The sequence below is a fragment of the Amycolatopsis sp. NPDC023774 genome (assembly GCF_040639695.1).
GTDB lineage: Bacteria > Actinomycetota > Actinomycetes > Mycobacteriales > Pseudonocardiaceae > Amycolatopsis.
Genome location: NZ_JBFAAJ010000007.1, coordinates 249,835 through 271,675 on the forward strand (window position 1 = coordinate 249,835; position 21,841 = coordinate 271,675).

General features: G+C 70.3%; 25 protein-coding genes. 12 read left to right on the forward strand and 13 right to left on the reverse strand.

Annotated elements, in window-relative coordinates; genetic code table 11:
• The first annotated feature begins 76 nt into the window (after positions 1 to 76).
• On the forward strand, positions 77 to 1,018 hold the full coding sequence (locus tag AB0F91_RS18810; RefSeq protein ID WP_360598801.1) for an Ldh family oxidoreductase: 942 nt from the start codon (positions 77 to 79) through the stop codon (positions 1,016 to 1,018).
• Here AB0F91_RS18810 and AB0F91_RS18815 read toward each other — a convergent pair.
• Both AB0F91_RS18815 and AB0F91_RS18820 read right to left on the reverse strand, forming a co-directional pair.
• Positions 1,015 to 1,242, reverse strand: a complete 228-nt coding sequence (locus AB0F91_RS18815) for an RNA-binding S4 domain-containing protein (RefSeq protein ID WP_360598802.1) — start codon at positions 1,240 to 1,242, stop codon at positions 1,015 to 1,017. The genes AB0F91_RS18810 and AB0F91_RS18815 overlap by 4 nt on opposite strands.
• A 25-nt stretch (positions 1,243 to 1,267) precedes the next feature.
• Complete coding sequence (locus AB0F91_RS18820; RefSeq protein ID WP_360598803.1) at positions 1,268 to 1,726, reverse strand: hypothetical protein; 459 nt, start codon at positions 1,724 to 1,726, stop codon at positions 1,268 to 1,270.
• A gap of 353 nt (positions 1,727 to 2,079) precedes the next feature.
• Between AB0F91_RS18820 and AB0F91_RS18825 the strand changes: the two genes are divergently transcribed.
• Positions 2,080 to 2,913: an SDR family NAD(P)-dependent oxidoreductase gene (locus AB0F91_RS18825; protein WP_360598849.1), complete on the forward strand. Its 834-nt coding sequence runs from the start codon at positions 2,080 to 2,082 to the stop codon at positions 2,911 to 2,913.
• A gap of 138 nt (positions 2,914 to 3,051) precedes the next feature.
• Entirely contained in the window at positions 3,052 to 3,729 is a 678-nt protein-coding gene (locus AB0F91_RS18830; RefSeq protein ID WP_360598804.1) for a hypothetical protein, read from the forward strand.
• A gap of 8 nt (positions 3,730 to 3,737) precedes the next feature.
• Here the strand turns inward: AB0F91_RS18830 and AB0F91_RS18835 are convergent, their stop codons facing one another.
• Genes AB0F91_RS18835 through AB0F91_RS18845 form a run of 3 tightly spaced genes read right to left on the reverse strand, consistent with a single transcriptional unit; the run spans position 3,738 to position 6,003 of the window.
• Entirely contained in the window at positions 3,738 to 4,397 is a 660-nt protein-coding gene (locus AB0F91_RS18835) for a response regulator (RefSeq protein ID WP_360598805.1), read from the reverse strand.
• The gene (locus AB0F91_RS18840) at positions 4,394 to 5,833 is read right to left on the reverse strand and encodes a sensor histidine kinase (protein ID WP_360598806.1); all 1,440 of its coding nucleotides are present in this window, start codon (positions 5,831 to 5,833) and stop codon (positions 4,394 to 4,396) included. The genes AB0F91_RS18835 and AB0F91_RS18840 overlap by 4 nt, the downstream gene beginning before the upstream one ends.
• Entirely contained in the window at positions 5,722 to 6,003 is a 282-nt protein-coding gene (locus AB0F91_RS18845) for a hypothetical protein (RefSeq protein ID WP_360598851.1), read from the reverse strand. Before AB0F91_RS18845 ends, AB0F91_RS18840 begins: the two co-directional genes overlap by 112 nt.
• Before the next feature lie 154 nt (positions 6,004 to 6,157).
• Between AB0F91_RS18845 and AB0F91_RS18850 the strand changes: the two genes are divergently transcribed.
• The 4 genes from AB0F91_RS18850 to AB0F91_RS18865 all read left to right on the forward strand — a co-directional run bounded on the left by AB0F91_RS18850 (position 6,158) and on the right by AB0F91_RS18865 (position 9,858).
• Complete coding sequence (locus AB0F91_RS18850) at positions 6,158 to 6,964, forward strand: ABC transporter ATP-binding protein (RefSeq protein WP_360598807.1); 807 nt, start codon at positions 6,158 to 6,160, stop codon at positions 6,962 to 6,964.
• A complete protein-coding gene (locus tag AB0F91_RS18855) occupies positions 6,954 to 7,838 on the forward strand; it encodes an ABC transporter permease (RefSeq protein ID WP_360598808.1) in 885 nt (294 codons plus the stop codon). Before AB0F91_RS18850 ends, AB0F91_RS18855 begins: the two co-directional genes overlap by 11 nt.
• Complete coding sequence (locus AB0F91_RS18860) at positions 7,838 to 8,890, forward strand: ABC transporter substrate-binding protein (RefSeq protein WP_360598809.1); 1,053 nt, start codon at positions 7,838 to 7,840, stop codon at positions 8,888 to 8,890. The genes AB0F91_RS18855 and AB0F91_RS18860 overlap by 1 nt, the downstream gene beginning before the upstream one ends.
• A gap of 245 nt (positions 8,891 to 9,135) precedes the next feature.
• The gene (locus tag AB0F91_RS18865) at positions 9,136 to 9,858 is read left to right on the forward strand and encodes a G1 family glutamic endopeptidase (RefSeq protein ID WP_360598810.1); all 723 of its coding nucleotides are present in this window, start codon (positions 9,136 to 9,138) and stop codon (positions 9,856 to 9,858) included.
• A 39-nt stretch (positions 9,859 to 9,897) separates the two neighbouring features.
• Here AB0F91_RS18865 and AB0F91_RS18870 read toward each other — a convergent pair whose 3' ends face one another.
• From AB0F91_RS18870 to AB0F91_RS18885, 4 genes are read right to left on the reverse strand one after another with little or no spacing between them, the layout of a single operon-like run.
• On the reverse strand, positions 9,898 to 10,215 hold the full coding sequence (locus AB0F91_RS18870; RefSeq protein ID WP_360598811.1) for an antibiotic biosynthesis monooxygenase: 318 nt from the start codon (positions 10,213 to 10,215) through the stop codon (positions 9,898 to 9,900).
• Between the two features lie 40 nt (positions 10,216 to 10,255).
• Positions 10,256 to 10,939, reverse strand: a complete 684-nt coding sequence (locus tag AB0F91_RS18875; protein WP_360598812.1) for a hypothetical protein — start codon at positions 10,937 to 10,939, stop codon at positions 10,256 to 10,258.
• A 32-nt stretch (positions 10,940 to 10,971) separates the two neighbouring features.
• Entirely contained in the window at positions 10,972 to 11,490 is a 519-nt protein-coding gene (locus tag AB0F91_RS18880; protein ID WP_360598813.1) for an O-acetyl-ADP-ribose deacetylase, read from the reverse strand.
• A gap of 4 nt (positions 11,491 to 11,494) precedes the next feature.
• Positions 11,495 to 14,374: an AAA family ATPase gene (locus AB0F91_RS18885; RefSeq protein ID WP_360598814.1), complete on the reverse strand. Its 2,880-nt coding sequence runs from the start codon at positions 14,372 to 14,374 to the stop codon at positions 11,495 to 11,497.
• A gap of 446 nt (positions 14,375 to 14,820) precedes the next feature.
• On the opposite strand from AB0F91_RS18885, the gene AB0F91_RS18890 reads away from it, so the two are divergent.
• Entirely contained in the window at positions 14,821 to 15,924 is a 1,104-nt protein-coding gene (locus tag AB0F91_RS18890; protein ID WP_360598815.1) for a S1 family peptidase, read from the forward strand.
• Positions 15,925 to 16,020: 96 nt separating this feature from the next.
• Here AB0F91_RS18890 and AB0F91_RS18895 read toward each other — a convergent pair whose 3' ends face one another.
• Both AB0F91_RS18895 and AB0F91_RS18900 read right to left on the reverse strand, forming a co-directional pair.
• Entirely contained in the window at positions 16,021 to 16,425 is a 405-nt protein-coding gene (locus AB0F91_RS18895; protein WP_360598816.1) for an SsgA family sporulation/cell division regulator, read from the reverse strand.
• Between the two features lie 265 nt (positions 16,426 to 16,690).
• Positions 16,691 to 17,161, reverse strand: a complete 471-nt coding sequence (locus AB0F91_RS18900; protein WP_360598817.1) for an Lrp/AsnC family transcriptional regulator — start codon at positions 17,159 to 17,161, stop codon at positions 16,691 to 16,693.
• A 253-nt stretch (positions 17,162 to 17,414) separates the two neighbouring features.
• On the opposite strand from AB0F91_RS18900, the gene AB0F91_RS18905 reads away from it, so the two are divergent.
• Positions 17,415 to 18,374 (forward strand): beta-ketoacyl-ACP synthase III, encoded by a 960-nt coding sequence (locus AB0F91_RS18905; RefSeq protein ID WP_360598850.1) that lies wholly within the window; start codon positions 17,415 to 17,417, stop codon positions 18,372 to 18,374.
• On the opposite strand, the gene AB0F91_RS18910 is transcribed toward AB0F91_RS18905, so the two are convergent.
• Positions 18,371 to 19,849, reverse strand: a complete 1,479-nt coding sequence (locus AB0F91_RS18910) for an adenylate/guanylate cyclase domain-containing protein (RefSeq protein WP_360598818.1) — start codon at positions 19,847 to 19,849, stop codon at positions 18,371 to 18,373. The two genes, AB0F91_RS18905 and AB0F91_RS18910, sit on opposite strands and share 4 nt — an antisense overlap.
• Before the next feature lie 88 nt (positions 19,850 to 19,937).
• Here AB0F91_RS18910 and AB0F91_RS18915 point away from each other — a divergent pair, with 88 nt between their 5' ends.
• From AB0F91_RS18915 to AB0F91_RS18925, 3 genes are read left to right on the forward strand one after another with little or no spacing between them, the layout of a single operon-like run.
• The gene (locus AB0F91_RS18915; RefSeq protein WP_360598819.1) at positions 19,938 to 20,426 is read left to right on the forward strand and encodes an FBP domain-containing protein; all 489 of its coding nucleotides are present in this window, start codon (positions 19,938 to 19,940) and stop codon (positions 20,424 to 20,426) included.
• Between the two features lie 20 nt (positions 20,427 to 20,446).
• A complete protein-coding gene (locus AB0F91_RS18920; protein WP_360598820.1) occupies positions 20,447 to 20,671 on the forward strand; it encodes a hypothetical protein in 225 nt (74 codons plus the stop codon).
• Positions 20,668 to 20,871, forward strand: a complete 204-nt coding sequence (locus AB0F91_RS18925; RefSeq protein ID WP_360598821.1) for a hypothetical protein — start codon at positions 20,668 to 20,670, stop codon at positions 20,869 to 20,871. The genes AB0F91_RS18920 and AB0F91_RS18925 overlap by 4 nt, the downstream gene beginning before the upstream one ends.
• A gap of 266 nt (positions 20,872 to 21,137) precedes the next feature.
• Here AB0F91_RS18925 and AB0F91_RS18930 read toward each other — a convergent pair whose 3' ends face one another.
• Complete coding sequence (locus tag AB0F91_RS18930) at positions 21,138 to 21,836, reverse strand: FCD domain-containing protein (RefSeq protein WP_360598822.1); 699 nt, start codon at positions 21,834 to 21,836, stop codon at positions 21,138 to 21,140.
• Positions 21,837 to 21,841 lie beyond the last annotated feature (5 nt).

Here is a 21,841-nt window from a genome sequence, read left to right on the forward strand (position 1 = left end):
CCCTTTGGGAGCCCTCATCACACTGTCGGGCCATCCTCGTTGACGCCGCCAGACGCGCTTGGGCAGTCTCGATGAAGTGCCCCTCAGACCACGTTCGCTGCGTCCCGCCCGCCCGGCCGCCACTCAAGAAGTCCCTGAAGACACACCGATTCCCGAACAGGTCTGGCAGCGCGTGCCCGTCGATGAACTGGTCACGCTGGTTTCCTTGATCCTGGTGGCACATGATTTTCCCGATGACCGCGCGCGCATGGCCGCGGAAGCCTTGTGCCACGGCGACCTCACGGGTTCGCCCGACACCGGCGTCGTGGATCTGCTGCGAATCCACCTGCCCGCCTTGGAAAACGGCGAGGTCGCCCCACGCGCCGAGCCGCTGATGATCGCCGATCGCGGTGCCGCCGCGCTCATCGACTACCGGCGCGCGACAGGCCTGTGGGCCGTCGGCGACGCGATGGACCGCGCCGTCACGCGGGCCGGGCGCTTCGGCGTCGGGCTGATCTCGATGCGCGGCGTCGGGCCGTTCGGCCGCGTCGGGCACCACGCCGCGCGCGCGTTGCCCCACGGGATGATCGGCCTGGTGATGGCCGCCGGCGAGGTCGGCGCGGGCCACCCGCTCGGCATGGCCGCGCCCGCCGGCGCGTACCCGGAGTTCGTGCTCGACGTCGACCTCGGCGAAGCCTCGCGCAACCCGCAGTTCGCGGGCTTCGCGCTGCTCGTGGACGTGCTGGCGGGCGTGCTCTCCGGCGTCGCCGACCACGAGAACGACACGGGCCTGCTCGTGCTCGCGGTCGCGCCGACCACGCTGCGCAGCGCCGACGGCTTCTACCGCGCGGCCAGTGCGTTGTTCGGCAGCATGCTCGGCTGGGAAGGCGGCACACCGATCCGCTACCCGGGCTGGCGCGAAGCCCAGTACCTCGAACAATGCCGCGCGCTGGGCGTCCCGCTCAGCGCGCCGGTGCGGCGGCAGCTCGATTCGCTGGCGCTCGGGCTGGGTCTGCCGCCGCTGACCAGCGTCGGCTAGCGCGCGAGCGTCACCCGTCCGCGGTCGTCACCGACGGCCACCACGTCGCCGTCGGAGAGCTGGCGGCCGCGGCGGGTCTCGACCTCGTCGTTCACAGTGACCTCTTCGTTCTCGATGAGGTCCTTGGCGTGGGCGCCGTCCTCGGCGAGGCCGGCCAGCTTGAGGAACTGGCCGAGCCGGATCGGCTCGCCGGTGATGGACACGTCACGCACGGGCTCGCTCATACGCCGCATCATCCGCCATCGGCGCTCACGGGCGCGAGGTGGCTTGCCGGTACAGCGCGATGACGTCGCCGTCGAAGTAGCTGGAGTACGACACGTCGTCGGTGTCGCCGCCGGTCTCGAAGCCGCCGACCACGCCGACGACGGTGCCGAGCTGCGTGTGCGGGTCGGCGTCGGCGACGAACGGGCCGCCGCTGGTGCCGGTGGCGAAGCCGCTGCAGTCCACGCGCAGCTGGAAGGTGTCCTGCTTCGACGTGGTCGTGCTGCAGACGGCGGAGCCGTCGGGGTAGCCGGTGGCCGTCACGGAGCGCGCGAACGGACCGTTCGCGCCGAGGCGGTTCGCGCCCGTCATGGTCTCGAGCGGTCCACTCGCGCCGGCCTGATGAGCCGTGGCGAAGCCGACGTCGAGGTCCGGGTCGGAGTCGTCCGCCCAGACCCGCGCCACGAGCTCGTCGCCGACGTCCCAGAAGCCGAACGGAAGCCACACCGTCGTGGAATCCGGGCGCGAAGGTGACGCCGGTGAAGTAGGTGCCACCCGCACCGTCGTGGAGGCAGTGGGCGGCGGTGAGCAGCTCGTCGCCGCGGTCGCTGTGGACCACGCTCGCGGTGCAGTAGTGGGAGCCGCCGAGAAACAGCGCGCCGACGGCTGCGTTGACGGGCCGCGTGGGCGTTTTTGCTGGTCACGTGCGGTGTCCGGCGACGGCCACGACGGTCCCGTCGCGCCGAGCAGCACGACCGCGCCCAGCGCGAGCACCGCTCGTGCCCGCCGCATCCATCCTCCCGAAGATCGCTCCCGCCACTAGTATCCGAAACCTGGAGCACCGGACGAGGGGAGCGGCGATGAAGGAGTTCACCGACAAGGTCGTGGTCATCACCGGAGCGGGCTCGGGCATCGGCCGCGCGCTCGCGCTCGGGCTGGGCCTGCGCGGTGCGCGCCTGGCATTGTCCGATGTGGACGCCGAAGGTCTGGGGAGCACGGTCGAGGCGGTGAAGTCCCAGGGTGCGGACGTGCGCGGCTACTCGCTCGACGTCTCCGACCGCGCCGCCGTGCTGGCGCACGCGGACGAGGTGGCCAGTGCGTTCGGCCGGGTCAACGTCGTGGTCAACAACGCCGGCGTCGCGCTGGGCGCCACCGTGGAGGACATGACGTTCGAGGACTACGACTGGCTGATGGGGATCAACCTCGGCGGCGTCGTCAACGGGACCAAGGCGTTCCTCCCGCACCTCATCGGCTCCGGCGACGGACACCTGGTGAACATTTCGAGCGTGTTCGGATTCGTCGGAGTTCCCACTCAGAGTGCTTACAACGCGGCGAAGTTCGCCGTTCGCGGATTCACCGAGGCGTTGCGCGAAGAAATGCTCGCGGCCCGGCATCCGGTCGCCGTCAGCTGCGTGCACCCGGGCGGCATCAAGACCAACATCGCCCGCCACGCGCGCGGCGGCAGCGACGGCGACCAGGAGGCCGCGGCGGCCGGCTTCGAGAAAATTGCCATGACCACACCGAAGAAAGCCGCCGAAACGATCATCCGCGGCGTGGAACGGCGGTCCGCCAGGATCCTCATCGGCCCCGACGCGTACGTCATCGACGCCATCCCGCGCGTGCTCGGGTCGGCGTATCAGCGGCCGCTCGCGACTATGGCGCGGCTCGGCTTCAAACGGATGGGCAAGAACTGAATCGCGTCCGACGTGCGGGAGTTCGGCCGGCCCTTATAGTTGCCGTCACCCAATGGAGTTGCATTTCTGACAAACCCGTCGGAAATGCACCAGAATGCTGACGTCCATCCGAGTGCCCGTACCCCGGAGGTACCTTCCATGCTGCGCACCGCCGAGCGACGCGCGACCTCGCCCGCCGATGAGCTGCTCGACCGCACGGGCATCCTCGCGGCGAGTGTGCCGCGCGGCCGCCGCAGCCCGGAGGACACCCAGCCGATCCCCGCGGTGCCCGCCCTCCTGCCCATCGCCGGCGACGGAGCCAGCGCCTCGGTGCTCGCACCTCTCGCGCCGCGCCCGCGTGCCGTCGCCCGCCGCCGCACACGCGGCTGGGTCGCCGGCACCGCCGCACTGGCCCTGCTCGCCCTCGGCTGGTTGGCCGGCGGCCTCTTCTCAGGCTCCTTCGCCGGGCGCACCACCGACGACGTCGCCGTGTCGACAGACCAGCACGAGCTCGTCGCCCCGGCCCCTCCGCGGCCGGCTCCCGCCTCGACGCCTGCGGCCCCCGCAGCACCCCCGGCCGCCCCGGTGACCGTGTACGTCCCGGTTCCCGACCACAAGGCCGCCACGCCCGCCAAACAGCACGTCGCCGGCCGCCCCACCACCCCCCGCAGCTCCGGGGGTGGCTCCGACCACCGCCCCACCTCCACCCCGGACGACGACCTCCGCTCCGACACGAAGTCCACCCCGGGCAAGTCGCCGGCCGCGACGCAGTTCGACGAATACATAACGCAGTGGCGGCCGTGGCTCGACCTGGCAGACCGGATGTCGCGGCGCTGACCAGCGGTTCAGCTGCCGATCCAGACGTACTCGTGCTCCGGGCGCCCGGTCGCCCCGTAGCGGAGGCGCATTTCCACCGCGCCCGAGTCGGCCAGTGCGGTGAGGTAGCGCTGGGCCGTGGCGCGCGCCATGCCCAGCTCGCCCGCGACCTCCGCGGCCGACAGCGGTGCACCTGACGTCCGCAACTGCTCCGACACCAGCCGCGCCGTCGTGCTCGACTGGCCCTTCGGGGTGGTCGCGCGGTCCTGGTCGTGCAGTGCGCGGTAGGCGCGGTCGACGTCGTCCTGGGTGAACGGGCGGTCGGTGGCCACCTGGGTCCGGAACCGGGCGTACGCGGTGAGCCGCTCGGCCAGCTGGCGCGTCGTGAAGGGCTTGATCAGGTAGTTCAGGGCGCCGGCGCGGATGGCGGCGGTGATGGACGCCGCGTCGGTCGCGGCGGAGAGGACGATGGTGTCCGCCGCGAGGTCGGGGAGCACGGCCAGGCCGGGCTCGTCGGGCAGGTAGACGTCGAGCAGCACGAGGTCCGGCGTCAGCTCGCGTACGCGGGCGCGCGCCTCGGCGGCCGTGTGCGCGATGCCCGCGACAGTGAAGCCCGGTACCTCCGCCACGAACCCCGCGTGGACGCCGGCCACGCGGAAGTCGTCGTCGACGATCAACGTGCGGATCATGCCTGAGCCGCCACGAGCAGATCCGGCAGTTTCGCGACGAACAACGCGCCCACCGCTTCGCCGCCGGCGTCGGCGAGCCAGACGTCCCCGCCGCGAGCGCGGGCCGCCTGCCGCGCGAGGGCGAGGCCCAGCCCGTGGCCGGGCGTGAGTTTCGTCGAGACACCTTCGTCGAACAGTGTGTCACGCAACGACCCCGGCACGCCCGGTCCACTGTCCATAACGGACACGTGCAACGTCGAGACCTCCGCGAACAAGCCGACCTCCACCGTCGCCGGCCGCCGCGGACCCATGCGGGCGGCGTGCAGGGCGTTGTCCACGAGGTTGCCGATCACAGTTCCGGCCGCGACGGGGTCGGTCACTGAGCCGCGCACGAACGAGTCGTCCGCCAGCTTCAGCTCCACGCCCTTTTCCAGCCCCTGCTCGGATTTCGCCACCAGCAATGCCTGCAGGTACGGGTCGCGCACCGCGTCACCACCCAGCGGGGCCGAGCGCGCCGACGTCGTCTCGGTCAGCGCCTGCAGGTACTCCTCGGCCTCGTCGTGGTGCCCGAGCTGCAACAACCCCGACAACGTGTGCAACCGGTTGGCGAACTCGTGCCGTTGCGCGCGCAGGCCGTCCGACAGCGAGCGGATGCCGTTGAGCTCGCGGCTGAGCGTGTCGAGGTCGGTGCGGTCGCGGAACGTCAGCACCGTACCCAGCGCCCGATCCTCCCGCTGCACCGCGCGCGAGTTCATCACCAGCACGCGGTTTCCCGCCACGGCAAGGAGATTGTCCACAGGCTGACCCTCCACCACGGCCTTGCGCACCCGCGGCGACAGCGCCAGCTCGTCCAAAGTGGCCCCCACGGGCAGGTCGATCCCGAGCAGCCGCTCGGCTTCGTCGTTGCGCACGGACACCCGCCGGGACCCGTCGACGGCCAGCATCCCCTCGCCGATCCCGTGTAACACGGCTTCACGTTCGTAGAGCAGCTCGGTCAGCTCGTGCGGTTCGAGGCCGTGGGTGACGCGGCGCAGCCGGCGGTTGAGCAGGGCGGAGGCGCCGGCGCCGAGCAGTAGTGCGCCCGCCGCGAAGGCCAGGGTGATCAGCAGCAGCCGGTTGAAGTCCCTGGCCAGGGTGCCGATCTTGTAACCGACACTGACTTCACCGACCACCCGGTTCCCTTGCCAGATAGGCGTTTTACTCCGCACCGACGGCCCGAGCGTGCCGCCGTCGAACTCGCTGACGACGTCGTTGCCGGCCAGCGCTTCCACTGCCGACGTGCTGACCTTGTCGCCGATCTCGGACGGCGTCGGGTGCGCAAGGCGGATGCCTTTGTCGTCCGTGATCACCACGAACAGCGCGCCATTGACCCGCGACACCGCAGCCGCACGCGCCTCCAATTCCCCGCCCTGCCGTCGCGCCGCCGCACCATCCACCACCACGGGGTCCGTCGCCACCGACTCGCGACCGCCAGGGCCCGCTCGCCGTACTGCTCCGTCAACGTCGACCGCAGCTGCCAGCTCACGAGGAAGACGCCGAGCCCCACCACCAGCACCACCACCCCGATCTGCAACAGCAGGACCTGGCGGGTGAACCGCATGCGTTCGAACAACGCCCACTTCGGCATGGCAGGCAACATACCCCCAGCTCAGGGCCGTGCGCGAAATGAGCAAAACGTGGACAACGAGCAGAGCGCACGCAGAACGTCGACAAGCTTCCCGGGCTGTTGCTGCGCTCTTAACCTGCGTCGCAGTCCCCACCGTGACGAAGGAGTCACCACGATGGCGCCACCCCTCATCGAACTCGAGCACGCGACCAAAAGGTTCCCCAGCGGCTCCGGATCCGTCCACACCGCGGTCCGCGACCTGACCATGACCGTGCGGCCGGGCGAGTTCGTCGCGGTCGTCGGTCCCACCGGCTGCGGCAAGTCGACCACGTTGTCCCTGGTCAGCGGCCTGCAACCCCCGTCGGCCGGCAGCGTCCGCGTGAACGGCGCCGAGGTGACGTCCATTCCGGACGGTGTGGGCTACATGTTCCAGACCGACGCCGTGATGCCGTGGCGTTCGGTGCTCGACAACGTCGCCTCCGGCCCGCGCTTCCGTGGCGTGTCCAAAGCGGACGCTCGCGAAAAGGCGCGCGACTGGATTGGCCGGGTGGGACTCGAAGGCTTCGAGAAGTACTACCCGCACCAGCTTTCCGGCGGCATGCGCAAGCGCGTCGCCCTCGCGCAGACGCTGGTCACCGACCCGAAGATCCTGCTGATGGACGAGCCGTTCTCCGCGCTCGACGTGCAGACCCGCGCCCTCATGCAGGACGAGCTGCTGCGCCTGTGGTCCGGTTCCGGTGCGGCGGTGATCTTCGTGACGCACGACCTCGACGAGGCCATCGCACTCGCCGACAAGGTCGTGGTCCTGACCACGAGCCCGGCCACCGTGAAGGATGTCTTCGAGATCCCGCTGGAGCGCCCGCGCAAGGTCGAGGACCTGCGCCTCACCGAGGAGTTCCGCTCGATCTACTCCGACATCTGGGAATCGCTGCGCGGCGAGGTCGACAAGGCCCGCCAGAAGGGGGCGACCAGTGTCGCTTGATCTGATCGTCCCGCCGTCCAACCCCAACCCGCGAATCGAAGACGAAGCGAGCATCATCGCGCGTCAGAAGCTCAAGACCAACGCGCGCCGGCGCAACATCTGGTTGCTGCGCCTGGCGATCGTCGTGGTGTGGCTCGGCAGCTGGGAGCTCGCCGGCCGTTACTGGATCGACCCGTTCTTCTACTCGATGCCGTCGAAGATCTGGGAGCGGCTCGTCGAGTGGTTCACGACCGGCACCGACTTCGGCTCCATCTGGTACCAGATCCTGATGACGGTCGAGGAAGCCGTGCTCGGATTCGTGCTCGGCGCGATCCTCGGCGTCGTGTTCGGCGTCGTGCTGGGCCGCAGCCAGTATCTCGCCGACGTGCTGGCGCCGTTCATCAAGGCCGCCAACGCTTTGCCGCGCATCGTGCTCGCCGCGCTGTTCGTGATCTGGTTCGGCCTCGGCATGTCGTCGAAGGTCGCGACGGTCGTGGTGCTCGTGTTCTTCGCGGTGTTCTTCAACGCCTTCACCGGTGCCCGCGAGGTCGACCGCAACCTGATCGACAACGCGCGCATCCTCGGTGCTTCGCGCTGGGCCGTACTGCGCTCGATCGTGCTGCCGAGCGCGACGTCGTGGATCCTCTCTTCGCTGCACGTCGCGTTCGGCTTCGCGCTGATCGGTGCGGTCGTCGGCGAGTACACCGGCGCGAAGGCCGGCATGGGCTTCCTGATCGCCAACGCGCAGGGCACCTTCGACACCGCCGGCGTCTACGCGGGCATGCTGATCGTCACCGTCGTCGCACTGCTGGCGGAGTGGGGCATCGGCACGGCCGAGTCGCGGCTGCTGCGCTGGCGCCCGCAGGTCACTACCCAGGCCGGTGCGGTGATCTGATGCGGCTGAAAAGGACACTCGCGATCGGCGCCGCGGTGCTGACCCTCGCCGGGGTCACGGCCTGCCGCGATTCGCGCCAGATCGACCTGGGCAACGGCGGCAAACCGCACCTGAAGATCATGATCGGCGGCATTTCCAAGGTCATCTACCTGCCGGGTCAGCTCGCCCAGCAGCTCGGGGAGTACGAAAAGCAGGGCCTCGACGTCGAGCTGTTCGACCAGCCGTCGGGCGCGAACGCCGAGACGTCGTTGCTGGCCGGCGAGGTGCAGGCCGTGGTCGGGTTCTACGACCACACGATCGACCTGCAGGCCAAGGAACAGTGCCTCACGAGCGTGGTGCAGTTCTCGAACGTGCCGGGTGAGGCCGAGATGGTCGCGTCGGCCAAGGCGCCGGAGATCCGGTCCGGAAAGGACTTCCGTGCCAAGAACCTCGGCGTGACGTCGCTGGGTTCGTCCACGGACTTCCTCACCAAGGCGCTCGCGAGCCGCGGCGGCGTGGACGGAAAGGACTACACGCCGGTCAAGGTCGGCGCCGGGCAGACGTTCATCTCCGCGCTGCAGCAGGGTTCCATCGACGCCGGCATGACCACCGACCCGACGATCGCGCAGCTCACCAACACCGGCCAGGCCAAGATCCTCTACGACATGCGCACGGTCGAGGGCACGCGCGCCGCGCTCGGCGGGCTCTACCCGGCCAGCTCGCTCTACATGAGCTGCGAGATCGTGAAGCGTTACCCGGACGTCGTGCAGAAGCTGGCCAACGCGTACGTGGATTCGTTGCGGTGGCTCAAGAACCACACCGCGGAGCAGGTCGCCGACGTGATGCCGCCGTCGTTCGCGGGCGGGGACAAGGCGTTGTACGTGAAGTCGCTGAAGGACAGCCTGTCGATGTTCACCGCCGACGGACGGATGGATCCGGGCGGGGCGCAGAACGTGCTCAACGTGCTCGGTGCGTCGTCGAGCAACGTGAAGCCGAAGAAGGACCAGATCGACCTCTCGAAGACTTACACCACCCAGTTCGTGGACGCCGCGCTCACGCGCTCGGCGCGGTAGTCCACCCGTGTCCGTCCTTCCGCGCGGAGGACGGGCACACCGTGGCGGCCGCCTCGCCTTCCCGGGGCGGCCGTCACGGACTTCGGTGCACAGAAGGGAAATTCGGGACATATTGGTGAAGTTTCCCGAGATGTGAAGACCCTTCGAAAGTCGCTACCCACCCGCTCACGCGGATCCAACACTTGTTACCGGTGCGCACCGCCTGTAACACCCCGAGTCCCCATCGGTGATCAGATTGGATCCGCATGAACTCCCCCCTCTCTTCACGGACCGCGCGGGTGCTGGCCGTGACGGCGGCCGCCGCGGCGAGCATTGCGGCCGCGGCCGGCGTCGCCACGGTCAGCACGCCGTCGTTCGGCTCGTTCCACGGCCAGAGCTTCTCGGGTGGCAACTGGGGCGGCTACGTGAGCTTCGGCAGCTTCACGACCGCGACCGCAAGCTGGACGGAACCGTCGGTGACCTGCCGGTCCAGCAACGACCTGTTCGCCCCGTGGGTCGGCATCGACGGGGACGGATCGTCCACAGTGGAGCAGACGGGCGTGGCCACGGACTGCTCCAGTGGCCGCCCCGTCTACCAGGCCTGGTACGAGATGTACCCGGCGGCGCCGGTGTACTACTCGTCCTCGTCCGCCCCGGTCAGCGCCGGTGACCACATCTCCGCGACGGTCACGCGCACCGGGACGAACACCTACGAGCTGGACATCAGCGACACCACCAAGGGCTGGTCGAAGACGATCAGCAAGTCGCTGACCTCCAAGCACTCCTCGGCCGAGGCGATCATCGAGTCGCCGACGGACTCGTACCCGTCGATCTCGGGCGGGATCTCGTTCACCGGCGTGAAGTTCAACGGGCAGAGCCTCGCGTCGACCAACCCTGCAGGCCTCGACGCCGACGACCGTGGCACCGCCACCTTCAGCCCGGGCGCCATCGGCTCGGACGGCCAGAGCTTCACGATGACGCGGCACTGACGTCGGGTCCGGTCCGCGGGGGGCTCTCCGCGGACCGGGTCAGCGCGTGAAGCCGTAGGACCGCTCGACGCGCGCCACCCGCACGTCGAACTCCTCGTACCACTCGGCCCGGCCCCGGCGGCGGCTCTCAGTGTGTTTGAGGTTCTTCCGCCAGCCGGCGATGGCTTCCTCGTCCCGCCAGTACGATACGGTGATTCCGAAGCCCGACTCGTCGCGCGCCGACTCCTCGCCCCGGTAGCCGTCCTGCTCCGCCGCGAGTTTCGACATCTCGGTGGCGCGCTGGGCGTAGCCGTTGTCGCCTTCGGTGCGGCGGGACGTGAAGATCACCGCGTAGTACGGGGGTTCGGGTCTCGGCATGCTCGGGGTATACCTGGTCGGGTCGGTGTCGCACGAGTGCTTATCCCTGCAATGCCCCGACCGCCCAGGCGAACACCATCACGGCGAGCAGCAGCGACACCCCGGCCTGCACCATCATCGTCAGTTTCGCCCAGATCCGCAGCGGCATGACGTCGGTGGGGCTGAACGCCGTGGAGTTGGTGAAGGAGAGGTACAGGTAGTCGGCGTAGCGCGGTTCCCAGTCCTCGCTGGTGAGCTCGGGGCTGTCCATCTGGGGGAACTGCAGGTCGGGGAACTCCGCCCGCCCCTTCGCCCGCCGCGCCGGCCCGCCGCGGTCGAACTCCCAGTACCAGAGCGAGAAGACGACGATGTTCGTCCAGTACACGATCGCGCCACTCACCAGCACCTGTGGCGCGTGCCCGCTGAACGACCCCTGCACGATCCCCAGCACCAGTCGCACCGCCGTCGCCGCCGTGGTCGCGCTCACCACACCCAGCAGCACCAACGACACGATCCGCTCGACCCTGCTGTACTCGCCTATCCGTCCGGGGTTGATCAACAACAACGCGACGAGCAACAGCACCGACACCGCGGGCAACAGCCACCACGGTCTCATCACCACCCGGTCCGGCAACGCCAACTGCAACGCGAGCGTCCCCACCACCACCGCGGCCGCCGGCCACCGCGTCTCCCCGGCGGTCGCCCTCCGCCACGCCGGCTGGGCGCCGGATTCATGTGAGACCACCGGGTCACGGTAAGGCGGAGCCGGTCCGGCTGCTACAACACCGCCGCAAACGCGTCATACGCCCGGCGATCGAACAACACAAACCGCACAAAATCGAACGCCGACGTATCCGCATCCCGAACCGTCGACACCGCGATCCGCGCCGCATCCTCGAGCGGCCACCGGTACACACCCGTCGAGATCGCCGGGAACGCCACGGTCTGCGCGCCGAGGGAAGCAGCCACGGCAAGTGCGTTGCGGTGGCAGTCCACCAGCAGCGAAGACCGGTCTTCCGATGAAGACCACACCGGCCCCACCGTGTGCACTACCCAGCGCGACGGCAGCCGGCCCGCGGTGGTGGCCACGGCCTGGCCCGTCGGAAGCCCCTTCCCGTAGTGGCCGGCGCGCAGCGCCCGGCACTCGGCCAGGATCTCCGGGCCGCCCTTGCGGTGGATGGCGCCGTCGACTCCGCCGCCGCCGAGGAGGGAGGAGTTGGCAGCGTTGACGATGGCGTCGACGTGTTGCTCGGTGAGGTCGCCGAGGGTCAGTTCGATGGGGGCCACGAACACCACCCTGTCACGAAACGGCCGCGTTTCCCGACGGGAGGTGGCGGCCGACGTCCGCCCGCCCCCGCGCTCCCAGCTTCCGCAGGACCTTCGCCACGTGCTGTTCCACCGTGCGCGGCGACAAAAACAGCCCGTCCGCGATCTCGCGGTTCGTGCGACCCTCGGCGAGCATGCGGGCGACCTCGCGTTCGCGGGGGGACAGCTCGCTGCCGTAGCCGCGGCGGCCGCGTTGTGAAGGGGCCCATGCGCCGTGCTCGCGGAGCAGGTGGTGGCAGCGGCCGGCGTCGCGCGTGGCGCCGAGGCGCTCGTACGCGCGGGCCGCGGCGGACAGCGCGTCGACGGCCGGGCGTTGGCCCGCCAGTAGCCGCAGGCCGGCGGCGCGCTCCACCATCGACGTCGCCAAGTACGGCATCGGCAGGCGCGCGTACGCGGCGGCCGCGGCGTCGAAGCCCGCGGCCGCGGCCAGGTGTTTGCCGCGGGCGCCCGTCAACACGGCGCGGCCCGCGGACAGAGCGGCCACGGCCAGGGGCGCGTCACGGCCGGTGATGCCGCGCGCGAACTCCTCCACGAAGGCGTCGGCGTCCGACCAGCGGCCCGCGCGGACGAACGCCTCGGCCGCAGCCGGCACCAGCGACGCCGCCCACACCCAGACGCCCTTGCGCCGCGCCGCGTCCACGGCGACGTCGGCGACGGCGCAAGCTCCCGCCACGTCGTCGCCCGCCAGCAGGATCCCGATCTGCACGGACGCGGCGGAAAGCACCACGGGGATCGGCCCGTCAGCGGGAACCGAAGCACGCGCCAGATGTTCCGCGGCAGCCGCGAATTCGCCGCGCACGGCAGCCAGGCCGCCGAGCACCAGCGAAGTCTCCATCACGATCGGCCCCAGCTCCGGGTACCGCGAGCGCACGTCCTCAGCCGCCTCCGCGAGCCCCTCCCATTCGCCGCGGAACCACGCGAGCCGCGCGTGCGTGCCCTGGATCAGGCCGATCGCGTACAGCGCCCCCGCGTCCGAAGCGCGCCGCGTGCCCTCGTCGACGAGCCGCCTCGCCCGGCCGAGGTGCCCGGCCCACGACTGCGCGTCGGCCAGGTTGCACCACAGCCGCGCGAGCTGCACGCGCTCGGCCATGCTGTCGCCGACGTCGGGCAGCGCCTCGAACTCCGTCCACGCCGAACCGTCGCCGATGTGCGAAGCGTTGGCGATCCGGTCCACGGTCAGCATCAGCCGCAGCTCCGGGTCCGTCAGTCCGGAGTGGACTTCCCGCACCCGCCGCTTCCAGCCTTCGTGCCACGACAGGGGAGTGAGCCCGTCGACGGGCTGCGCCAGCAGGTTGATGCCGCGCGCGGCGAGCTCCGGCCGGTCCACGAGCTCGGCGACGGCGCGCTCCACCTCCTCGCGCCCGCGTTCCAGCCGCCCGATCGTGCGCACCAGCAGCATGCCGAGCGACAGCCGGATCGTCCCGCGCACGGTCGGCGGCAGCAGCCGGTCCTCCAGCACGCGCTCCAGCGTCTCGATCACGTCCGGGCGGAAGCCGCGCAGCGCGACCTGGCTCAGCTTCGTGGCGAGTCGCCCCACGTCGTCCGAAGCCGGCAGCACGGCCTGCAACAGGTCGATCGCCCGCGAGGTCTCCCCGTGGACGATGGCCTCGTCGGCGGCCGCTTCCGCGTAATGAAGCCATTTTTCCGTGTGTCCGGCCGCATACGCGTGCTGCGCCAGCAACATCGACGGCGGCGCAGGCAACGAGCCCAGCACCCGCATCGATTCGGTGTGCAGCAATGTCCGCTCCGGGCCGCTCACCGTGTCGTAGACGGCCTTGCGCGCCAGCGGATGCCGGAAGCCGTAGCGGTTTTCCCCCAGCTCAGCCACCAAACCACCGGCCAACGCGGCCAGCAAAGCCGCCCGCGGCGACTCCTCGCCGAGCCCCGCCACCTCGGCCAACGTCGCCGGCTCCGCGGGCACCGCCAGGACCGCCGCGGCCCGCGTCAGCTGCGCGGCGTCCGCGGGCAACGCGGCCAGCCGCTCCGTCACGGACTCCCGCAACGGCGCCGGCACCTCCAGGTTCTCCAGCAGCTGATCCGACAGGCCCTCACCGGCCGGCAACGGCACGTTCCGCAAGGCCCGCAACGTTTCCTCCACCACGAACGGGATCCCGCCCGTGCACTCGTGCAGCTTCGTCGCGAACTCGTCACTCACCCGCGGCAGCTCAAGCACGTGCACGGCCATCGCCCGCACCGCCGCGACGTCCAGCGGCCCGAGCGCGACGCGTGCCGTGTGGACATTCGGCGCCGCCCGTACCGGCGCGCCCAACGGTCCCGGCCACGGCTGCGCACCCGTGCGGTACGCGGCCACCACGGCCAGCTCCGGCGGCAGGTCGGCGGCGAGGAACCGCATCAGGTCGCACGTGCCCTCATCGGCCCACTGCAGGTCGTCGACCAGGAGGATCGCCGGTCCACAAGCGACCAACAGCTCCCGCACGGCGCGGAAGACGCGGTGCCGCTGCGCGCCCGGGTCGTCGAGCGGCTCAGGCGTCGGCGGCAGCCGCTCGGCCAGCTCAGGCAGCAGCGGCCGCAGCACACCGGCCACGGGGCTCAGCGAGCCCAGCGGACGCTCGCCCGCCGCGTGCAACGCCTCCAGCACCGGCCCGTACGGGAACGGCTCGCGCAACGGCTGGCAAATGCCCCGCAGCACGCGTCCGCCGGCGAACTCGGGCCGTCGCGCCAGCTCGGCCAGCAGGCGCGAACGGCCCATCCCCGGTTCACCCTCCACGAGCACGGCGGCGGGTCGGTGGGTGAGTACCTCGACCACCGCGGCGAGTTCCTCGTCCCGGCCCGCGAAAGCCGTCGGCCCGGTGCGCACGGTGACCGACGTCGGACGGGGGACGGCCTGCCACATGTCGACCTCCCTGCTTGCTTGTCCGTTTCGTCGGGAGCCTAAGCAGCGTTCGGCCACCCGTAAACCAGCCGACGACCTGTGCCTGGGCACTCGGCTCACACGTCTGCGTACACAGCGTCACCGGTTGGCAGAGGGATCTTCGGCCCAGGATCACCATGCGTACGAAACTTCGGGCATCGCCTCGTTGCGGGGGTGCATAACACGTTCCAGCCGCTGAAAGAGCTACGCAAAGTAGTTGCCGGAATCCCTACTTATGGACGGTGCCGCGAGGGAAAATGGTGCCGATACGGCGTCTGGAGCAGGGCGTTCGGCCAAGGGGATTGCGTATACCTATCCGCGTCGAGCCCTTATTGCAGTGGACTGGGCCACGCTGCACGCTCTCAACCCGGGGGAAGGGATGCGCCGCGTGGCCGCACCGGTGCCGCGCGTAATCACGAGGGAGAAGCATGAAGATCTTCAGATTCCTCGGTATCGCCGCCGTCGCCGCCGCGACGGCGGGCACGATGGCCGCGGTCACGAGCCCGGTCGCGGGTGCCACCTTGTTGAACCCCGACATGGTGCCGGCGATGCAGCGCGACCTCGGTCTCACCCACGACCAGGCCGTCGCCCGGCTCGCCGCCGAGGACTCCGCCACGAAGGTGGGCCAAGCGCTGGAAACCGCGCTCGGCGACAGCTTCGGCGGCGCGAGCTACGACGCGGCCACGGGCAAGGCGCGCGTCGGCGTGGCCGACGCTTCGCTCGTGGAGGAGGTGCGCGCGGCGGGCGCGGAGGCGCAGGTGGTGCGCTTCAGCGAGCGTCAGCTCGACGCCAGCGTGGCCAAGCTGAACGCGAGCGAGAAGACGGCGCCGCAGTCGGTCACGGCGTGGGGCGTGGACCCGGCGTCGAACCGCGTGACGATCACTGTCCTGAAGGGACAGCGGGCGGCGGCGGAGAAGTTCGCCCGACAGTCCGGTGTGGACATTTCCTCGCTGGCGGTCACGGAGACCGCCGCCAAGCCGCAACTGCACTACAGCGTGCTCGGCGGTGACGCGTACTACATCGGCGGTTCGTCGCGCTGCTCCGTCGGCTTCTCCGTGAACGGCGGCTTCCTCACGGCCGGCCACTGCGCCGCGCTCACCGGCGCCGGCCCGCTGACCGGCTACAACCGCGTGTCCATGGGCTCGTTCTCCAGCTACCGCTTCCCGGGCAGCGACTACGCGTACGCACGGGTCAACAGCAGCTGGACCCCGGTCGGCCAGATCAACAACGGCACCCGCGTGTCCGGCTCGACGGCCGCCGCCGTGGGCGCGTCCGTCTGCAAGTCGGGCTCCACCACGGGCTGGACCTGCGGCACGATCCGCGCCAAGAACCAGACCGTGCGCTACCCCGAGGGCACCGTCAGCGGCATGGTGCTCACCAACGCCCGCTCCGACCACGGCGACTCGGGCGGCTCGTTCATCTCCGGCAACCAGGCGCAGGGCCTGCTTTCCGGCGGTGACACCGTGAACACGTACTTCTACCCGATCGCCAACGCCCTCTCGGCGACCGGCACGACGCTCGTGCGCGGCTGACCCGGTAACCAGAAGAAGGGCGGCTCGAGTGCCTCCAGAGCACTCGAGCCGCCCTTCTCCCTTTACCGCCGCGGGATCGGCAGTCTTCCAGGTGGGTCAGACGTTGCTGATCTCGTCGATCAGCCCGTCGATGTCGAAGTTCTCGCTCTCGGTGCCGAGCGGAACCAGTCCGTAGGAGGACTCCAGGAAGGTCTCGACGTCCTCGCGGTCCAGCTCGAACGACGCGTACCCGTCGGGCGACTCGATCTCCAGCGTGAGCATCGCCGGGTCCTCGGACAGGTCGGGGCGGATGCGCACGTCGCCCAGCCCGGACGGCTCCTCGAGCCCGGTCACGAGCAGGTCACGTGCGAACGTCCACTCGATCCACCGGCCGCGCTCGGTCCGGAACGCCACAGTGACCGCGAAGGGTTCCGCGCAGTGGTAGGACAGGCGGGACAGCACCGGCGTGGTGCTCTCGTTCAGCAACACGAACTGGGTCTGGTGTACGGCGTCGGTGTGCACGGCTGCTCCTGGTGTTTCCTCCGGTGGTTCGCGCCCTGCGAACTGGTCGGCAAGGAGATGATCAGCTTCGGCTCTCGTGACGCCGGTTTCCCGCCATTCACGCGATCGGCTGCATCCGTCCTCTGTGGCGTAACACGGACCACATACCCCTTGCGTTCGACCGCTGACCGCCCGTCACCCGATTTCGCCCGAGCGGGCAGGCGCCAGGAGACTTTCGCGCATGGTCACGGGATTGTCACGGACGGTCCGATGTAGACCGTGGCGGTCAGGCCAGGGGCAGCGTGAGACCGACCTTCACCCGGTCCATGGCCACGCTCGTGGTGAAGTGCCGGACGTTGGGGTTGTCGAAGAACATCCGCCGCGTGAACGCCTCGAACCCCGCCATGTCCGGACAAGTCACGATCAACACGAAATCCGCCGTGCCCGTGACGTAGTAACACTGCTGCACGCAGTCGTCGCCCAGTACCTGCCTGCGGAACGCGTCCAGCACGGTCAGGTTCTCCCGCTCCATCTCCACCATGACGACGAAGGTCATCGACAGCCCGAGGGCACCGGGGGACAGCACGGCGACCTCCTTCTCGATCACACCCGTCTCGCGCAGGCGCTTGATGCGGCGCTGCACGGCGGCGGCCGAGAGGCCCACCTTCGCGCCGATGACCTCGGCGATCGTGCGTGAGTCGGCCTGCAGGCAGGCGAGGATGGCGAGGTCCAGCCGGTCGAGGTCGGGAGTGAGCACGCCTCAGGCTAACCGGGCGCACCTGCAGGACGCCTCGCCTTTACCGAGGCTCACCCCTGATCAAAAACAGGTTTGCCCAATACCTCCTATCGAGCGAACGTGAAAGAGGGGGATAAGTGACGTGCGCCACAACTGACCGGTCTACCCAGGGGTAGCCCATAGAAGTGGAGCGAGCCGGTGGAACCGCCGTCCGCCGGCCGGGGAGGTAATAGCTGTGAGTCCTGTCGGGTTCCCACCTGGTCGTACCGCCGTCGTGACCGCGCTCGGCCGCGCGCTGCCCGAACGGGTCGTGACCAACGACGAGATCGCGCAGACCCTGGACACCTCCGACGAGTGGATCCGCACCCGCACCGGCATTCGTGAGCGCCGCATGGCCGCGCCCGGCGAGTCCACAGTGGATCTCGCCGTCGCCGCGGGCCGCGAAGCGCTCGGCGACAGCTCGGTCGACGCCGTGGTGCTCGCCACCTCCACCGCCGACCAGCTCTGCCCCGCCAGCGCGCCCCAGGTGGCTGCACGGCTCGGGCTCGGCACCGCCGCCGCGTTCGACGTGAACGCCGTGTGCAGCGGCTTCGTCTACGCCCTGGCCACGGCGCAGGGCTTCATCGCCGGCGGCATCGCCAAGCGCGTGCTGGTGATCGGCGCCGACGTCTTCACCTCGCTGGTCGACCCCACGGACCGCGCCACCGTGCCCATCTTCGGCGACGGTGCGGGCGCGGTCGTCCTGCGCGCCGGCGACTCGGACGAGCCGGGCGCGATCGGCCCGTTCGACCTCCACAGCGAGGGCGAGCTGGCCGACCTGCTGTGGGTCGAGGCGGGCGGCTCGAAGCACCGCTTCTCCGAGGACCAGCGCGACCACCACCTCGTCATGCAGGGCACGGCGGTGTTCCGCCACGCGTGCGCGCGGATGGCCGAATCGTCGCGAGCCGTGCTGGAGCAGGCCGGCTGGATGGTCGGGGACGTCGACCGGTTCGTGGGTCACCAGGCGAATATCCGCATCCTGCAGGCGACGGCGAAGCACCTTGGCCTGCCCGCCGACGCCGTGGTGGCGAACATCGACCGCGTCGGCAACACGAGCGCCGCGTCGATCCCGCTGGCGCTGGCGGACGCGGTGGAGGACGGCACGTTGGTGCCCGGTCACCGGGTGCTGCTGACGGCGTTCGGGGCGGGCCTGACCTGGGGCTCGACGTTGCTGACCTGGCCTGAGCTGGGCTAGTTCGTCCAGGCCTCAGTCGCCCGCTGACGGCCGCGTAGCAGGAGCGAGCCGTGCGGCTGCCAGAACTCGCGCTCACCGCCGAGCGCAGCCTTCACGGCGCCTTCGCTGGCCAGGATGCGTGACGGCACGGATTTGGCGTGCTCGGTCAGCCGCGCGGCTTCGTTCACGGCGTCGCCGATCACGGTGTACTCAAGCCGGCTCGACGTGCCCAGCTGGCCCGCGAACACCTGCCCGCACGCGACGCCGATGCCCAGGTCGAGCTCGCCGTCCGCCACCACGGCGTCGCGGATCGCGCGGGCGGCGGCCAGCGCCATGGTGGGGGCGTCGGACAGGCGTGTGGGCGCGCCGAAGATGCACAGCGCCGCGTCGCCCTGGAACTTGTTGACCAGGCCGCCGCGCGCGTCGACGGCCGAGACCACGCTGGCGAAGAAGCGGTTGAGCTTGGCCACGAGCTCCTCGGGCGGCGTGCGCGACGCGAGCGCGGTGGAGTCGACGACGTCCACGAACAGGGCCGTCACCTCACGTACGTCGCCGGACAGCGAGGCGCCGTACTCCAGGGCGTGGCGCGCGACGTCGGTGCCGACGTGCCGGCCGAACAGGTCCCGCATCCGCTCCTGCTCGCGCAGCCCGGCGGCGAGCTCGTTCACCGACGTCTGGAGCATGCCGATCTCGCTGGAGTCGTCGACGTCCACGGACACGTCGGTGGTGCCGCGCGCAATCCGGTCCAGCGCCACGCGCAGGCGGTGCAACGGCGCGGCGACGGCGCGGGCCAGCAGCGCCGTGCCGATGGCGCCCGTGATGAGGCCGATCACGGACAGCGTGATCAGGCTCGCCGTCGGGTTGGCGCGGCTGATGTCGGGCGGCGTCGCCACCAGCAGCACGCCGACGAGCGGTACCCCGCTGGCCAGGGCCCAGGTGACGATCAGCCGGGTCAGCACGGTCACGGGGAGCGAGCCACGGGGCGGCGTCACGTCGAGCGCGATCGTCATCACCGGCCGCGCCACCCACTCCGCGGCGAGGTACATCAGGCCGACGGTGGTCAGCCCGCCGAGGCCGATCGTCAGCGCCATGCCGGACGCGTCGTCGAATGAGCCGAGCACGCCGGCCAGCGTGCCCAGGGCGATGGTGCCGATGAGCCAGAGCGTGCCGCTGACCACGGCCATGTCCACGGGCAGCCGCAGCGCGCGCTTGGCCTCGTCCTCGGTCGGCGGGCGGCCGATCGTGAACCACACCACGGTGCGTCGCTGCAGGTAGGCGGTCCAGAGGGTGCCCACGAGCAGGCTCACGGCCACGATCCCGCCCGCCGTGAGGCTGAGGATCCACCCGCGATCTCCGACGTCCCCGGGCAGCCCCTGCAGGAACAGCAGCAAGGCGACGACGGCCGACCCGGCGACACTCGACCCGATGCCGAGCGCGGCGAAGCCCAGACTGGTGCGCAGGACCAGCCGGAACCGCCCCGCCGTTCGCTTGCGCACGCCGCCGATCGTACGGGCTGGCGCTCGCGTCTGGCTCGGCGAGAAAAGGCGTGGCAGCGCTCGTGGCCGCGTCGCTACCGTGCTGCCCATGCAACCCCTCGACGCCGACGCGATCCGCGCCTCCTTCGTGAACTGCTCCCGCGGCGAGGCCAAGTCCGTCACCCTCCCCGCCGACGTCCCCTGGGCCACGCGCGACTTCCTCGGCTGGCGCGACCCGAAGGCCCCCGGCCGCGCCTACCTCGTGGTGCCTCACGACGGCGGCGTCGTGGGTCTGTCCCTGCGCGCCGCGCCGCCTGCTTCGTCGCGCTTGCGCAGCAACATGTGCGCCTTCTGCTCCACCACCCAGGCCACGTCCGACATCACCCTCTTCACCGGCCGCCGCGCGGGCAAGGCCGGCCGCGAGGGCAACACCCTCGGCACGTACGTCTGCGCCAACCTGTCCTGCAGCGCGTATGTCCGCGGGGAGCTCAAGCCGGACGTCCCGCAGCCCGTGGAGACCCTGACCCTCGAGGAACGCGTGGCGCGCATGGAGGACAAGGTGCGGAGGTTCGTGGACCGGATCCTGGAACCGCACTAGTGCGGGTGCTCGTCACGGGCATGTCAGGGGTCGGCAAGAGCGCGCTGCTGGCCGAGCTGTCTGCCCGCGGCTTCTCGACCGTCGACACCGACTACGGTCCCTACACCGAAGTGGTTGGCGGGGAACGGTTGTGGCGGGAAGACGTCATGGCGGAGCTGCTGGCTTCCTCCGGGTCGCTCTTCGTCTCGGGCACGGTGCGGAACCAGGTTCGGTTCCGGCGGTTCGTTCTCACGTGGTGCTGTTGAGTACCCCGGCTTCCGTCCTCGTCGACCGGCTCGCTTCGCGCACGTCGAACTCGTACGGGAAGGACCCGGCGGAACTTGCGGAGACGTTGGGGTACCTCGAAACTGTGGCACCGCTGCTACGCGCTTCGGCGACTCTCGAGGTCGTGACGACGGTTCCGGTGCCGGAGGTCGCGGATCTCGTTCTGGCGCATGTGTTGTGACAGCGGGGCTCGGGGCATGATCCCACCGGACCGCGGCGGCCTTGGGGGCGCATGAGGTCCTGACTAGTTGCCCTCTACTCGGGCAGCCGAAGTCAGGGACGCGGTCGCCCAGCGTCCAGGGCGCCGCTCGTGCAGATCCGAGGCGCCGGTGACAGGAGTGCGAACGCGTCGTCGGACGGGTCCCGGCGATGCACGCGGGAGTTCACGCGACAGCCCAGGAACAGCGTTCTCCGAGTCCCCCCGTACCTCAGGAGGCCGCGAGTCAGCTACATCGCAGAGTCGTTGCCCGCCGCGTAATCGTGGGCATAAGACTTCGCATCCAGCAAATGCCTCAGCGTGATCTCCCGCGCGGCAGGTCCGTCGGAGGCCTTCAAGGCCGACAGGATCGCCCGGTGCTCATCCACCGCCTTGCGGATCTGGCCCGGCAACCGCAGCGCGGCCCGGCGCTCCTCGCCCACCAGGGCCAGGACGGAGCGCAGGAGGTCGGCCACGTCGTCGTTGCCGGCGTTGCCCGCCATGACGCGGTGGAACTCGGCGTCGGTCGCGATGACGCGCAACATGTCACCTTCGGCGGCCGCGGCTTCCATTTCGGCGACGTTGTCCTCGAGCTTCTGCAGCGTCCGCGGCGAGTGGCTGGTGGCGAGGCGCTCGGCCAGCGTCGGCTCGACCGTCGCGCGCAGGTCGAACAGCTTCTCCACCAGCTGTTCGTGCTCGGAGAACCAGCTGCTCAGGGGCGCTTCGGTCTGCTCACGGACGTAGGTGCCGGAGCCAGCGCGGATCTGGACGTAGCCGATCGAGTCCAGCACCCGCAACGCCTGCCGCAGCGATCCGCGGCTGATGCCGAGCTGTTCGCACAGGGCGCGTTCCGCGGGCAGCCTCGAGCCCGGCGGGAGCTCACCACTGTCGATCATCGCGCGCAGGCGGTCGACGGTGGCGCTCCAGACCTGTTCGGATTCGTGGGCCACCCGCT

Excerpts from the sequence above, each read along its gene's own strand:
- AB0F91_RS18850 (WP_360598807.1), top strand. The coding sequence starts at position 6,158 with ATGGCGCCACCCCTCATCGAACTCGAGCACGCGACCAAAAGGTTCCCC.
- AB0F91_RS18860 (WP_360598809.1), top strand. The coding sequence starts at position 7,838 with ATGCGGCTGAAAAGGACACTCGCGATCGGCGCCGCGGTGCTGACCCTC.
- AB0F91_RS18870 (WP_360598811.1), bottom strand. The coding sequence starts at position 10,215 with ATGCCGAGACCCGAACCCCCGTACTACGCGGTGATCTTCACGTCCCGC.
- AB0F91_RS18890 (WP_360598815.1), top strand. The coding sequence starts at position 14,821 with ATGAAGATCTTCAGATTCCTCGGTATCGCCGCCGTCGCCGCCGCGACG.
- AB0F91_RS18845 (WP_360598851.1), bottom strand. The coding sequence starts at position 6,003 with ATGCCGAAGTGGGCGTTGTTCGAACGCATGCGGTTCACCCGCCAGGTC.
- AB0F91_RS18835 (WP_360598805.1), bottom strand. The coding sequence starts at position 4,397 with ATGATCCGCACGTTGATCGTCGACGACGACTTCCGCGTGGCCGGCGTC.
- AB0F91_RS18915 (WP_360598819.1), top strand. The coding sequence starts at position 19,938 with ATGCAACCCCTCGACGCCGACGCGATCCGCGCCTCCTTCGTGAACTGC.
- AB0F91_RS18885 (WP_360598814.1), bottom strand. The coding sequence starts at position 14,374 with ATGTGGCAGGCCGTCCCCCGTCCGACGTCGGTCACCGTGCGCACCGGG.
- AB0F91_RS18865 (WP_360598810.1), top strand. The coding sequence starts at position 9,136 with ATGAACTCCCCCCTCTCTTCACGGACCGCGCGGGTGCTGGCCGTGACG.
- AB0F91_RS18815 (WP_360598802.1), bottom strand. The coding sequence starts at position 1,242 with ATGAGCGAGCCCGTGCGTGACGTGTCCATCACCGGCGAGCCGATCCGG.
- AB0F91_RS18825 (WP_360598849.1), top strand. The coding sequence starts at position 2,080 with ATGAAGGAGTTCACCGACAAGGTCGTGGTCATCACCGGAGCGGGCTCG.
- AB0F91_RS18920 (WP_360598820.1), top strand. The coding sequence starts at position 20,447 with ATGTCAGGGGTCGGCAAGAGCGCGCTGCTGGCCGAGCTGTCTGCCCGC.
- AB0F91_RS18830 (WP_360598804.1), top strand. The coding sequence starts at position 3,052 with ATGCTGCGCACCGCCGAGCGACGCGCGACCTCGCCCGCCGATGAGCTG.